The sequence below is a fragment of the Rhizobium sp. CBN3 genome, assembly GCF_030518245.1.
GTDB classification, from domain to species: domain Bacteria; phylum Pseudomonadota; class Alphaproteobacteria; order Rhizobiales; family Rhizobiaceae; genus Rhizobium; species Rhizobium aethiopicum_A.
The window spans coordinates 236,063-248,406 of record NZ_JAULSE010000003.1; the positions used below are offsets into that span (position 1 = coordinate 236,063).

Consider the following 12,344-nt stretch of genomic DNA (forward strand, 5'->3'; position numbering starts at 1 on the left):
GGCATGAAAACGGTTATCTGCATTATCTGCGGAAAGATTATTCGCTAGCGCACGCGCTGGCCTGGCCGTTTTCGTCTCCCCAATAGTCAAGATGCGAAACGCCCCGGCCTGCCGGTCGCGGTATTTTTCTGATCGTGCATTTGGGAGAGTGAAATGGGCCGCACGCCGGAACTGAAGCTGTACAACACGCTGACGCGGGAAAAATCGGTCTTTGCGCCGATCGACCCCGACAATGTCCGGATGTATGTCTGCGGCCCGACCGTTTATGATTTCGCCCATATCGGCAACGCCCGGCCGGTCATCGTCTTCGACGTGCTGTTCCGGCTGCTGCGCCATGCCTTTGGCGAAGATCATGTCACTTATGCCCGCAACATCACCGACGTCGACGACAAGATCAATGCGCGGGCGCTCAGAGATCATCCCGGCCTGCCGCTGAACGAAGCGATTCGCGCGGTCACCGAAAAGACCGAGACGCAGTTTCACGCCGATGTCGCCGAGCTCGGCTGCCTCGAGCCGAATGTCGAGCCGCGCGCCACCGACAATATCGCAGAGATGATCCAGATCATCGACAAGCTGATCGGCAATGGGCATGCCTATGTGGCGGCAGGCGAAGTGCTGTTCGACACCAAATCCATGGCCGATTACGGCCAGCTTTCGAAGCGGCCGCTCGACGAGCAGCAGGCCGGGGCCCGCGTCGCCGTCGATGCGCACAAGAAGAACCCCGGCGATTTCGTGCTCTGGAAGCTCTCGAGCCACAACGAACCCGGCTGGGAGAGCCCCTGGGGCCGCGGCCGGCCCGGCTGGCATATCGAATGCTCCGCGATGAGCAGGCGCTACCTCGGCGATATCTTCGACATTCACGGCGGCGGACTGGACCTGATCTTCCCGCATCATGAAAACGAGATCGCCCAGTCACGCTGCGCCCATGGGACCGAGGTGATGGCGAATGTCTGGATGCACAACGGCTTCGTACAGGTCGAGGGCCGCAAGATGTCGAAGTCCGAAGGCAATTTCGTCACCGTCCACGAGCTGCTGCACACGGAAACCTTCGGCGGCCGCAAATGGCCGGGCGACGTGCTGCGTCTTGCCATGCTGATGACGCACTACCGCGAGCCGATCGATTTCTCGATCAAGCGGCTGGAGGAGGCCGAACGCCTGCTCGCCAAATGGCCGACGGCTGAGGTCGGCGATGCGGCGCCAGATGTCAGCGTGCTGAACGCGCTGGCCGACGACCTGAATACGGTCGCCGCCGTGCAGGCGCTGCATGCGCTGGCGCAAGCCGGCAACGATGCGGTCTTCGCCGCAAGTGCGGCGCTCCTCGGGGTGCTGCCGAAGAAAGTCGAAATCGACGAAGCCTTCGCAGCAGCGGTCGATGCGCTGGTCGCCGTGCGCCTCGAAATGCTGAAGGCGAAGAATTTCGCCGAGGCAGACAAGATACGCGACGAACTTGCGGCAAAGGGCATCCAGCTGAAGGATGGCAAGGATCCGGCGACCGGCGAGCGGGTGACGACGTGGGAGGTCAAGCGGTGATCGGGGAATTCGCCGCAAACACCCCTCCCCAACCCCTCCCCACAAGGGGGAGGGGCTACGTTGCCGCGCTGCTCGAAAGTAGCCTCACCGCAATCGCAACTATTCAAGGCGGAAGCGAAGGCGGTGCCACAGGAGAGCCCTCCCCCTTGTGGGGAGGGTTGGGAGGGGTCTTCTCTTTCTCATCGGCATCGTTGCGGAAGGATCGTCCATGACCAAGACCTATACCGGCGGCTGTCAGTGCGGCGCGATCCGTTTCCGCGTCAGCGGCGAGCTCAAGGATTCGTCGATCTGTCATTGCCGCATGTGCCAGAAGGCGTTCGGCGCCTATTATGCGCCGCTGGTCTCGGTGCGCGGCGCCGATTTCGAATGGACCCGGGGGCAGCGCAAGACTTTCCGCTCCTCGAATTTCGTCCTCCGCGGTTTCTGCGGCGATTGCGGCACCCCGCTGACCTATGAGGCGCCTGACGGAATGGCGATTGCGGCGGGTGCATTCGATGATCCGTCACAGCTGCCGCCGACCATTCAATGGGGTGTGGAAGGAAAGATCGGCTTCGTCGATCATTTGCACGAACTGCCGGGAGAACGGACCGAGGCGGATCTGACGGCGGGCTCCTTCCTGCACGAACTGATTTCCTATCAGCACCCCGATCACGACACGCCGGTCTGGCCGCCGGAGGATCGCACTTGATGGAAACTGCGAGACACACCGGCGGATGCCAGTGCGGCGCGGTTCGTTATCGCGCGCTGGGCGAACTCGGTTATCCCCATATCTGCCACTGCCGCATGTGCCAGAAGGCGGCCGGCAATTATTTCCTGCCGCTTGCGGCGGCCAAGCGCGAGAATTTCGAACTGACGCGCGGCGATCCCAAGTGGTTCCGCTCCTCCGATCTCGTCCGGCGCGGATTCTGCGGCGATTGCGGCACACCGCTGTTCTACGATATTCCTGAAGAGGATTTCATCAACATCGCGCTCGGCTCGCTTGATGATCCCGATGCGGTCAGGCCCGTTATGCAATCCAACACTGACCGCAAGATGTCCTGGTTCCACGCACTCGACGGACTGCCGGTGGAAGCCGAGCCAGATACGCCCGACCGCGAGAACGCGATCGCCGCAAGCAATCATCAGCACCCGGATCACGACACTTCCCATTGGCCACGGAGAATTCCATGACGGATAAGATCAGAACAGGCGGATGCCAGTGCGGCGCCGTGCGCTTCCGCATATCAGGCCAGTTGGGACGGCCCTCGATCTGCCATTGCCGCATGTGCCAGAAGCAGTTCGGCGGCTTCTTCTCCGCGCTGGTCACAGCACCGGAGGAAGGGATGGAATGGACGCGCGGCGAACCGAGCTACTTTAAATCCTCGGTCAATATCGACCGCGGCTTCTGCAGCAATTGCGGCACGCCGATGACCTATCGCCATCCAGGTGGGCTTGAGCTTGCGATCGGCACCTTCGACGACCGCAACGATCTCGCGCCGCAGATCCAGGTGAATTATGACGCCCGCCTGCCATGGGTCGAGACGATATTCGATGCGCCCGTGCACCAGGATCCGGATTTCTATGCCCGACAGGAGGCGATCATCTCCTTTCAGCATCCCGACCACGACACCCGGGCCTGGCCCGCGAAAGGCGTGAAAATATGACCGAGAGACTGCGCACGCTCTATCCCGAAATCGAAGCCTATGCCTCCGGGCATCTCGATGTCGGCGACGGCCATGTCATCTACTGGGAACGCTCGGGAACACCCGGCGCCAAACCCGCCGTCTTCCTGCATGGCGGCCCGGGCGGCGGCATCTCGCCGGCGCACCGCCGGCTTTTTGATCCCGCTCTCTACGACGTCATGCTGTTCGACCAGCGCGGCTGCGGCAAGTCGACGCCGCATGCGGAACTGAATGCCAACACGACCTGGCACCTCGTCGCCGATATCGAGCGGCTGCGCGAAATGGCCGGCGTCGACAGATGGCAGGTGTTCGGCGGCTCCTGGGGCTCGACACTGGCGCTCGCCTATGCCGAAACGAATCCGGAGCGCGTCTCCGAGCTCATCCTGCGCGGCATCTATACGCTGACCAAGGCAGAGCTCGACTGGTATTATCAGTTCGGCGTGTCGGAAATGTTCCCGGACAAGTGGGAGCGTTTCGTCGCTCCCATTCCCCCGGAAGAGCGGCATGAAATGATGTATGCTTATCATCGCCGTCTGACGCACGAGGACAGGAACGTGCGCCTTCAAGCCGCGCAGGCCTGGAGCATATGGGAAGGCGAAACGATCACGCTGCTGCCGGAGCCGTCGACCAGCGGCAAATTCGAAGAGCCGGAATTCGCCTACGCCTTCGCCCGCATCGAGAACCATTTCTTCGTCAATGCCGGCTGGATGGACGAAGGGCAGCTGATCCGGGATGCCGGCCGGCTCAAGGACATTCCGGGCGTGATCGTGCATGGTCGCTACGATATGCCCTGCCCTGCCAAATATGCCTGGCTGCTGCACAAGGCCTGGCCGAAGGCGGAGTTCCACCTGATCGAGGGCGCGGGCCATGCCTATTCGGAGCCGGCGATTCTCGATCGGCTGATCCGGGCGACGGACAGGTTTGCCGGGAAGCCGGACTGATCATTGGGCAGGCAGCCCCTCACCCTAGCCCTCTCCCCGCTCGCAGGGAGAGGCGACGTGCCCTGCGAGGCGGTGCGGCATATGCCTTCTCCCCGTCAGAACGGGGAGAAGGTGGCGGCAGCCGGATGAGGGGCAGCATCCGCAGTACAACAACACCCGCTCGCCGGGAGGAAACGACATGAAAGAACGCATCTATCTCTTCGACACGACGCTCCGGGACGGGCAGCAGACGCCCGGCATCGACTTTTCCGTCGAGGACAAGATTGCGATCGCCGACATGCTGGATGAGTTCGGCCTCGATTACGTCGAAGGCGGATATCCCGGCGCCAATCCGACGGATACGGCCTTCTTCAGCGAGAAGCGTACGAGCCAGGCGACCTTCGTCGCCTTCGGCATGACCAAGCGGGCTGGCGTTTCTGTCTCCAACGATCCAGGCATCGCCGGGCTGCTGCAGGCCAAAAGCGACGCCATCTGTTTCGTCGCCAAGAGCTGGGATTATCATGTCGCCGTGGCGCTCGGCTGCACCAATGAGGAGAACCTCGAATGCATAGCCGAAAGCGTCAAGGCGGCGGTCGGCGCAGGCAAGGAGGCGATCGTCGACTGCGAACATTTCTTCGACGGCTTCAAGGCCAATCCGGCCTATGCGATCGCCTGCGCGAAGACGGCCTATGAAAGCGGCGCCCGCTGGGTCGTCCTCTGCGACACCAATGGCGGGACGCAGCCGCCGGAGGTCCGCGCCATCGTCGAAGCGGTGATCGCGTCAGGCGTTCCCGGCCGCTGTCTCGGCATTCACGCTCACAACGACACCGGCCAGGCGGTCGCCAATTCGCTTGCTGCCGTCGAAGCCGGCGTCCGGCAGATCCAGGGCACCTTGAATGGTATCGGCGAGCGCTGCGGCAACGCCAATCTGGTGACGCTGATCCCGACCCTGGCGCTGAAGAGCGCCTACAACACCCGTTTCGAAACGGCGATCGACGAGGAGCGGCTGCTCAACCTCACCCGGTTCTCGCACGCCTTCGACGAGCTGCTCAACCGCTCGCCGGATCACCAGATGCCCTATGTCGGCGCCTCCGCCTTCGCCACCAAGGCCGGTATCCACGCTTCCGCCCTGCTGAAAGATCCGCGCACTTACGAACACGTGCCGCCGGAAAGCGTGGGCAATTTCCGCAAGGTCATGGTGTCGGACCAGGGCGGCAAGGCGAACTTCATCAATGCCCTCAAGCGGCGCGGCATTATTGTCGCCAAGGACGATCCGAAGCTCGATCTCTTGATCTCGATCGTCAAGGAACGCGAGGCTTCCGGCTATGCCTATGAGGGCGCGGATGCAAGCTTCGAACTCTTGGCGCACCGTACGCTCGGCACCATTCCCAATTTCTTTTCGATCGACGGCTTTCGGGTGATGATCGAACGGCGCTTCGATTCCCACGGCCGCATCAAGATCGTCTCCGAAGCCGTGGTGAAGATCACCATCGACGGCCAGACGCTGATGTCGGTTGCCGAGGCCGAAGGACCGGTCAACGCACTCGATCTGGCGTTGCGCAAGGATTTCGGCAAGTACCAGCACGAGATCGACGATCTGGTGCTCGCCGATTTCAAGGTGCGTATCCTCAATGGCGGCACGGCGGCAATCACCCGCGTTCTGATCGAATCCACCGACAGTGACGGTGTGCGCTGGTGGACGGTCGGCGTCTCGGAGAACATCATCGACGCCTCGTTCCAGGCGCTGATGGATTCCGTCATCTACAAGCTGATGAAGAACCGGCAGCTGGCGGGCAAGATCGCGGCGGAATAATCTGTTCCGCCGGTTCGGCTAACCGCGGGCAAACGCAGCCAGTGTCTCGCCCGCCATCCTATAGCGGATCCATTCCTTCTGCGGCTCCGCGCCAATCGCCTCGTAGACACGGATCGAGGGTTCGTTCCAGTCGAGCACGCTCCATTCGAAGCGGCCGCAATCCTTCTCAAGCGCGATCTGCGCCAGGCGCCGCAAAAGCGCCTTGCCGGCGCCCGAGCCGCGCGCATCCGGTGTTACGTAGAGATCTTCCAGATAAAGACCGTTCTTCGCTTGCCAGGTCGAATAGCTGAAGAAATAAACCGCCATGCCGATGGCTTGACCCTCGCGTTCGCAGATCAGCGCATGCGTGACCGAACCGTCGCCGAAGATCGCCGCACGCGTGCTCTCCTCGGTCGCCTCGACCTCGTGGATCGCCTTTTCATAATCGGCCAATTCGCGGACAAATCGTAGGATCGTTGCCGCGTCTGAAGGCGTTGCCGGACGTACGGTAAGGGTCATGTAAGAGGCTCCTGATCTGGCGCTTGGCGCTCCAGATGAAAGAACCTGCCGGGCCTGTCAACTGAATGCGCAGATCGTATCAGCGGGTTTGCCAGTTTGTTCCCTCGATTGGTCCGCCTGTCGCCTGCCCGCGGAGCAGCTGGAACAGGATTCGGATTTCGGGAGGCGATACCAGCCTTTGCCGCTATCATACGTTCATTCTTCCGCCATCCGTTTCAAATCCCCTTACCCTTCATTCAACGAAATGAATTGGCCTATTCACGGCGCTTAAGCTAGGCCGGATCAGAAGAAGAACAAAGATGGAAACGCCCGATGTCGACCGATGTATCCGTTCCGCTGGCCAAGAACGAAGACAGTCCGCGCGGTTTCGCCTTCGCGCTGACCGCCTATCTGCTCTGGGGCTTCCTGCCGATCTACATGAAGGCGGTGGCGCATATTCCGCCGGCCGAGGTGATCGCCCATCGCATCGTATGGTCGCTGCCGCTCGCGGGCATCGTGCTGATCGTGCTCGGGCGCACCAGTGATATTGCGACAGCGCTGCGCTCGCCGCGCATGCTGGCGATGGCAGCGCTCACCGCCTCGCTGATCACCGTCAACTGGGGTACCTATGTCTGGGCGATCGGCGCCGGCCATTCGCTCGATGCAGCGCTTGGCTATTTCATCAATCCGCTGTTCAGCATTTTCCTCGGCGCGGTGCTGCTCAAGGAGAAGCTGCAGCCGCTGCAGATGGCGGCGATCGCGCTTGCGGCCCTTGCCGTCGCCATTCTCGCATTGGACAGCGGCGGCATTCCATGGGTGGCGCTGACGCTGGCGGTCAGCTGGGGTTTTTATGCGCTGCTGCGCAAGACGCTGCCGCTTGGGCCCAACCAGGGTTTCTTCCTCGAGGTTCTGATCCTCAGCGGGCCGGCCCTCGTCTACATCCTCTATCTCGAATATGGCAGCGGCCTGGGTCATTTCTACCGTACCGGCCTTGCCGATACGACCTTGCTGCTCGGCTGCGGCGTCATCACCGCCGTGCCGCTGATGATCTATGCCAACGGCGCCAAGCTCCTGAAGCTCTCGACGATCGGTATCATGCAGTATATCGCGCCGACGATGATCTTCCTGATCGCGGTCTTCGTCTTCCGGGAGCCGCTCGGCACGGCGCGGATGATCGCCTTCCCGCTGATCTGGGCGGGACTGTTCCTCTATAGCTGGTCGATGCTGAAGGGAAGCCGCGGAAGGATGTAGCCGTTCTCTCATCGCAAGCCGGAGCGTTGGCTCAAAGCCAGGATAGCAGCGCTGTGCGGACGAGAATTCCGGTCATTGCGCTCAAGACGGCAATCCCCGCCACCGAGCGGAGCGCCGGCACCGAAGCGACAAGAATGGAAAGGCCGGGAAGATCGAGAGGGTTTAGCAGAAATGCGGATCCGTGAATGATTTTCTCCGGCGGAAGGCTCAGTTCCTTGTGGGCGTTAAGCAACAGGGTGACCGCTGCGCTCGATCCTGCCAGGCACTTTGTGAGCAGGAAGAGGACATCCTGCTGCGAGGCGCCGAGCAGCTGAAGCAATGGCTGCGCAGCGGACGTGAAGGCGGAAAGTGCGCCTGTGCTTTGGGTAAGCCTTACCAGAGCCAGTGAAATCACGAGCACCGGCAGGATCGCAGAAACGACGCCGATGGCATCTGTGCCACCGCGATTTATCGCCGCCAGCAGATCGCGCCTCGCCACGTCGTGGTCATTCGCCCTGTCGCAGGAACAGGGCTTTCCGGGCAAGGAACGGCGCCCAACGATCCAACAGGCGAGAGTGGACGCAACGAGCGCGCCGCAAACGCCGTTTATTATGATCAAGCCGGGATCGATACCGATACTTGCGAGAGGGAAACTGGCATTTGCCGGCGCAGCCGCAAGCACCGCCGCAAAGGCGGCGGCCATAAATTTCTCCGATGTTCTTTTGTGCGCCATCAGCGACAGGGCAGCAACCGGGGCAGCCGAACTTACGAGGCTGAGCTGGATGATCGCCAAGGCCCCAAAACCGTCCAGGCCGAAAACTCTAAAGAGCGGGTTGGCCTTGCCGGCGATTGATCGCAGTGCGCTCATGCCCTCGAGGTAGCGCATCAGCGAAAATGTCACGATCATCAGCGGCAGAAAGGTGAATATGGCGATGTCGACGGCACTTCGTCCGGCATCCAGGATGGCGGTGATCAGAATTGTCATGGGAAAGACTGGGTTTGATGGACGGTGAACGCGCGACCGGCTTGATGGAGGAAGCGGGCTCCGGATCCGATCCCGGAGCCACGTCGTTCAGACTCTATTCCGGTTTGAAATCTTCGTCGAAGAAGCGGGCAACCTCGGAATAGACCTGCATGCGCTGGCTCTCCATGAGGGCGAGATGCGTCGCCTCCCCGATTTCCACCCATCGCCTATAGGAGGCACCGGTCAGTTGCTCGAAATAGGCCCGCGCCAGATCGAGCGGGACGTCGTTGTCCCATTCGCCGTGCAACAGCAGCACCGGCGCGCGAATCTCGCTTGGCCGATAATAGGGGGCTCCAGCTCTCCAGTAGGTGCGGATGTCCTGGATCGGCCCGTTCGTGGCCCGGAGTTTGCCTTGCTCTCTGTCGGCCTGCGACGGCTCCTCCGAGAGGGTCAGTGCGGCCCAGAGGTCGAACCAGCCCTCAGGCACAAGACGTTCACGCGCGTATTCGGGTACGGTGCCCAGCCAACGTGCCAGGGCCGCATGGACCGGAACAAGCCTGTAGGAGCCGAGCGCGCCGCCCTGATCGATGGGGATGGCAACGTCACTCAGCCATTGCGGCGCGAGCAAGGCGAGCTTGACGACCTTGTCGGGGTTGCGCGCAGCATATGCACCGGCCACGGTACCGCCCCACGACATTGCAAAGACGTTAACAGCCTTCAGGCCGCGAAGCCGGAGGACGAAATCGATGGCCGTTGCGAAGTCGGCGACGCCGGTATCTGTGGCGACAAGCGGGGGGTTGAGATCGGGCGCCGCCTGCATCTCCGGCGGGCGGGTCGATTTTCCATAGCCCCGGACATCAACCGCAAAGACATCGAAGCCTCGATGAGCGAGGAAGTCGATGAAGGACATCCCGTTGAAGGGTACGTCGTAAAGACTTCCGGACGAGAAGGTCGCCCCATGCACCATCACGATCGTTTTCCCTGCGAGAAAGACTTTGTGGTCCTTCCTTCGCTTATTGCGGAGATAAAGCTTGATGCCGTCGGTCCCGCTATCAACGTAATGCTCGTCGAATACGATCTCGCCGGCGTCAAAAGCTGAAGATGCGAGCTTGTTGTCAGACATAGGACCACCTGAATTTTGCGCCGTCGCGGGTGACATATCCAGCAGACGAACCGGGAAAGTGCGTGGAGAAGTACATGGCGTGATTATCGGCAGCGAGTTCGAGTACGCGCCGTCTGGACTGGGCAGCCTGATCCAGGAATTCACAGAAGACCGTGTTGAGGTCGGGCCGTTCGACCTGGATCGGATGGTGCATGACATCGCCGGCGAAGATTGCCGCTTGATCGTCCGCCTTCAGCAGAACGGACATATGGCCGATGCTGTGCCCAGGCGTCGGCAAGAAGGTAAAGTGATCCAGGAAAGGACCGCCTGCACCGTCGATGAAATCGGCAAGCCCCGCCTCGATCACTGGCCGCACGCTGTCTTCATAGACACCGGCGCTGGGAATGTTGACGTCGTTGTGGCTTGCCGTCGACGCATAATATTCCTGCTCGGCACGCGGGAAGACGTAGCGTGCGTTTTTGAAAGTGGGGATCCATCTTCCGTCCTCGCGCACGGTATTCCAGCCGGAATGATCGACGTGAAGATGGGTATTTATGACGAAGTCGACGTCTTCGGGCTCGACACCTGCCTGGCGCAACCTGTGGAGAAACGGGATGGTCTGCTGATGGAAGGCGAGATTGCGCGGTCTTTCCTTATCGTTACCCGACCCCGTGTCGATGAGGATGACGTGGTCGGGCGTCGTGACAAGCCAGCTGTGGATGCTCACCACAAGGGCATCGCGGCCCTCTTCCATATCGACGGCGGAAAGACGTGGCTCGACCGCCTTGATCTCCTCAGATCCGGCAGTCGGGTAGAGAAATGAGGGCGGAACGTTGTGCAGATACTGCTCCTGCACCTTTCTGACCGTCACGCCGGCAATACGATATTCCTTTCCAAGATCGCTCATGGAATTTCCTTTCGAGTTGAACTGGACCGGGACAGCGCTGTCTGTTGCCTATGGACAGTAAGGAGAATTCGTGCAACGATCAAATCGATGAATGAAATTGTCTCCATCGATCATTTCAATTTGTGGTCTTTCGACCTCAACCTGCTCGTCGCCTTCGATGCCCTCATGAAGGAGCGGAGCGTGACGAAGGCGGCTGTCCGGCTGAAAATCCAGCAGCCCGCCATGAGCCATAATCTCGGCACTCTCCGGACCTTGCTTCAGGACGAGTTGTTCGTGCGTGTCGGCCAGGTCATGCAGCCGACCCATCGGGCGCTGCGTTTCGCCGAAGCCGTGGAGCAGATACTCACTCGCACGCAGCAGGCGATCGTAACGCCGGCGACTTTCGAGCCGGGCCGGGCTGAGCAAATATTCCGCATCGGCTTTTCCAGCGAGCTTGAGGTGCTGCTCGTGCCGCGTCTCGCCGCTATGTTGAGCGAGACGGCCCCCGGTATCAAAGTGCTTGCGCGAGCGGTCGACCCCGAGCTGGTCCATAAGCTCTTGGACGACAATGTCATCGACCTCGGCGTCGGCTGCTACGATGACGGCAACAACAGACATCGGCGGAGCCTGCTGTTCGAGCAATCGCTGATGTGTTGCTACAATCCGAAGCTTCTTGATCTTCCCGAAACTTTGGACCGCGACGCCTATGTCGGCCTGAAGCATGCCCTGGTTTCCCAGAAGGACGCCATCGAAGGCTGCATTGATGATGCGTTGAAGCGGATCAACGTGCGGCTCGACGTCTCTGTGGCAGCACCGGAATTCCTCACCGTGCTGACCACGGTCCTCGAAGCGCCCCTGATCGCAACTCTGCCGACCAGAATTGTGAAGCGGTATGCCGGTCTGTTCGGCTTAGCGATGGCCGAAGTTCCCCTCGATCTAATGGTGAGCCCGATATCGATGGTCTGGTCGGCGGCAGGCGACAATGATCCCGCCAATCGATGGATGCGATCTCAGGTGACGCAGCTTGTTTCGGCGTATAGCTGAATTTGCCGGCGAAACGGCGGGATTGCTCCAAGGACTGCTACGCCGCCTACATCTTTGAAATCACTTCGTCCTCGCCCTCACGATCGGCGGCGAGCTGGGCGGCCTGGGCCATGATCGCCGGAATGATGCCGGCGACGTCGTCGACGACGAGCGGCTGCACCCGATGGGCGGTGTGCAGGAAGCCTTCTTCAGTCATATGGCGCATCAGCTCCATCATCGGATCCCAAAAACCGTTGATATTGGCAAAGACCATTGGCTTTTCGTGACGGCCGAGCTGCGCCCAGGTCATGATCTCGACGATCTCCTCCAGCGTGCCGATGCCGCCGGGCAGCGCGACGAAGGCATCGGACCGCTCGAACATCGTATGTTTGCGCGCGTGCATGTCAGGGGTTACAATAAGTTCGTTGAGCTGACCGAGCGAATGGCGAGTCGCTTCCATATCGATCAGAAATTCCGGGATGATGCCCGTCACCTGACCGCCGCCTGAAAGCACCCCGCTCGCAACCGCGCCCATGATGCCTTTGGTACCTCCGCCATAGACGAGGCGCAGGCCGTATTCGGCGATCTCTCTTCCGAGAGCACGCCCGGCCGCCATGTGGGAAGGATCGCGTCCCGGCCTTGAGCCGCAGTAAACGCAGATGGATCGAATCGATACAGATTGTTCGGTCATAGGGCAAAACAACTATTCCATTTCAATGCAGTCAAGAAAATTGACTG

At 60.8% G+C, this 12,344-nt stretch carries 13 protein-coding genes; 8 read left to right on the top strand and 5 right to left on the bottom strand.

The genetic code is table 11. The annotated features are described in order from the left end of the window. Positions 1 to 153: 153 nt before the first annotated feature. From cysS to cimA, 6 genes are all read left to right on the top strand, one after another. Positions 154 to 1,530 (top strand): cysteine--tRNA ligase, encoded by a 1,377-nt coding sequence (cysS, locus tag QWJ46_RS06470; RefSeq protein ID WP_302749941.1) that lies wholly within the window; start codon positions 154 to 156, stop codon positions 1,528 to 1,530. Between the two features lie 208 nt (positions 1,531 to 1,738). After that, the gene (locus QWJ46_RS06475) at positions 1,739 to 2,218 is read left to right on the top strand and encodes a GFA family protein (RefSeq protein ID WP_184453267.1); all 480 of its coding nucleotides are present in this window, start codon (positions 1,739 to 1,741) and stop codon (positions 2,216 to 2,218) included. Next, on the top strand, positions 2,218 to 2,700 hold the full coding sequence (locus QWJ46_RS06480) for a GFA family protein (protein WP_184453268.1): 483 nt from the start codon (positions 2,218 to 2,220) through the stop codon (positions 2,698 to 2,700). Before QWJ46_RS06475 ends, QWJ46_RS06480 begins: the two co-directional genes overlap by 1 nt. Further along, positions 2,697 to 3,173, top strand: a complete 477-nt coding sequence (locus QWJ46_RS06485; RefSeq protein ID WP_302749942.1) for a GFA family protein — start codon at positions 2,697 to 2,699, stop codon at positions 3,171 to 3,173. The genes QWJ46_RS06480 and QWJ46_RS06485 overlap by 4 nt, the downstream gene beginning before the upstream one ends. Then, positions 3,170 to 4,132, top strand: coding sequence for a prolyl aminopeptidase (gene pip / locus QWJ46_RS06490; protein ID WP_302749944.1), 963 nt, complete (start codon positions 3,170 to 3,172; stop codon positions 4,130 to 4,132). Before QWJ46_RS06485 ends, pip begins: the two co-directional genes overlap by 4 nt. A gap of 178 nt (positions 4,133 to 4,310) precedes the next feature. Continuing rightward, entirely contained in the window at positions 4,311 to 5,924 is a 1,614-nt protein-coding gene (cimA, locus tag QWJ46_RS06495; RefSeq protein WP_302749946.1) for a citramalate synthase, read from the top strand. Positions 5,925 to 5,942: 18 nt separating this feature from the next. Here cimA and QWJ46_RS06500 read toward each other — a convergent pair whose 3' ends face one another. Next, positions 5,943 to 6,422 (bottom strand): GNAT family N-acetyltransferase, encoded by a 480-nt coding sequence (locus QWJ46_RS06500; RefSeq protein WP_184453277.1) that lies wholly within the window; start codon positions 6,420 to 6,422, stop codon positions 5,943 to 5,945. 312 nt (positions 6,423 to 6,734) lie between these two features. Between QWJ46_RS06500 and rarD the strand changes: the two genes are divergently transcribed. Beyond that, positions 6,735 to 7,652, top strand: coding sequence for an EamA family transporter RarD (gene rarD / locus QWJ46_RS06505; RefSeq protein WP_184453279.1), 918 nt, complete (start codon positions 6,735 to 6,737; stop codon positions 7,650 to 7,652). A 31-nt stretch (positions 7,653 to 7,683) separates the two neighbouring features. Here the strand turns inward: rarD and QWJ46_RS06510 are convergent, their stop codons facing one another. From QWJ46_RS06510 to QWJ46_RS06520, 3 genes are all read right to left on the bottom strand, one after another. Then, entirely contained in the window at positions 7,684 to 8,616 is a 933-nt protein-coding gene (locus QWJ46_RS06510; RefSeq protein WP_302749947.1) for a hypothetical protein, read from the bottom strand. Between the two features lie 94 nt (positions 8,617 to 8,710). Continuing rightward, positions 8,711 to 9,718, bottom strand: a complete 1,008-nt coding sequence (locus tag QWJ46_RS06515) for an alpha/beta hydrolase (protein ID WP_302749948.1) — start codon at positions 9,716 to 9,718, stop codon at positions 8,711 to 8,713. Further along, positions 9,711 to 10,604 carry an MBL fold metallo-hydrolase gene (locus QWJ46_RS06520; protein ID WP_302749950.1) on the bottom strand — a complete coding sequence of 298 codons (894 nt, stop codon included), beginning with the start codon at positions 10,602 to 10,604 and terminating at the stop codon, positions 9,711 to 9,713. The genes QWJ46_RS06515 and QWJ46_RS06520 overlap by 8 nt, the downstream gene beginning before the upstream one ends. An 87-nt stretch (positions 10,605 to 10,691) precedes the next feature. On the opposite strand from QWJ46_RS06520, the gene QWJ46_RS06525 reads away from it, so the two are divergent. After that, entirely contained in the window at positions 10,692 to 11,627 is a 936-nt protein-coding gene (locus tag QWJ46_RS06525; protein WP_184453287.1) for a LysR family transcriptional regulator, read from the top strand. A gap of 46 nt (positions 11,628 to 11,673) precedes the next feature. Here the strand turns inward: QWJ46_RS06525 and QWJ46_RS06530 are convergent, their stop codons facing one another. Continuing rightward, positions 11,674 to 12,297, bottom strand: coding sequence for a TIGR00730 family Rossman fold protein (locus tag QWJ46_RS06530; protein ID WP_184453289.1), 624 nt, complete (start codon positions 12,295 to 12,297; stop codon positions 11,674 to 11,676). Positions 12,298 to 12,344 lie beyond the last annotated feature (47 nt).

What these genes read in the sequence shown, in the direction of transcription:
- QWJ46_RS06530 (WP_184453289.1), bottom strand. Translation starts at nt 12,297, where the DNA reads ATGACCGAACAATCTGTATCGATTCGATCCATCTGCGTTTACTGCGGC.
- cimA (WP_302749946.1), top strand. Translation starts at nt 4,311, where the DNA reads ATGAAAGAACGCATCTATCTCTTCGACACGACGCTCCGGGACGGGCAG.
- QWJ46_RS06515 (WP_302749948.1), bottom strand. Translation starts at nt 9,718, where the DNA reads ATGTCTGACAACAAGCTCGCATCTTCAGCTTTTGACGCCGGCGAGATC.
- QWJ46_RS06520 (WP_302749950.1), bottom strand. Translation starts at nt 10,604, where the DNA reads ATGAGCGATCTTGGAAAGGAATATCGTATTGCCGGCGTGACGGTCAGA.
- QWJ46_RS06480 (WP_184453268.1), top strand. Translation starts at nt 2,218, where the DNA reads ATGGAAACTGCGAGACACACCGGCGGATGCCAGTGCGGCGCGGTTCGT.
- rarD (WP_184453279.1), top strand. Translation starts at nt 6,735, where the DNA reads ATGTCGACCGATGTATCCGTTCCGCTGGCCAAGAACGAAGACAGTCCG.
- QWJ46_RS06485 (WP_302749942.1), top strand. Translation starts at nt 2,697, where the DNA reads ATGACGGATAAGATCAGAACAGGCGGATGCCAGTGCGGCGCCGTGCGC.
- QWJ46_RS06525 (WP_184453287.1), top strand. Translation starts at nt 10,692, where the DNA reads ATGAATGAAATTGTCTCCATCGATCATTTCAATTTGTGGTCTTTCGAC.
- cysS (WP_302749941.1), top strand. Translation starts at nt 154, where the DNA reads ATGGGCCGCACGCCGGAACTGAAGCTGTACAACACGCTGACGCGGGAA.
- pip (WP_302749944.1), top strand. Translation starts at nt 3,170, where the DNA reads ATGACCGAGAGACTGCGCACGCTCTATCCCGAAATCGAAGCCTATGCC.
- QWJ46_RS06475 (WP_184453267.1), top strand. Translation starts at nt 1,739, where the DNA reads ATGACCAAGACCTATACCGGCGGCTGTCAGTGCGGCGCGATCCGTTTC.
- QWJ46_RS06510 (WP_302749947.1), bottom strand. Translation starts at nt 8,616, where the DNA reads ATGACAATTCTGATCACCGCCATCCTGGATGCCGGACGAAGTGCCGTC.
- QWJ46_RS06500 (WP_184453277.1), bottom strand. Translation starts at nt 6,422, where the DNA reads ATGACCCTTACCGTACGTCCGGCAACGCCTTCAGACGCGGCAACGATC.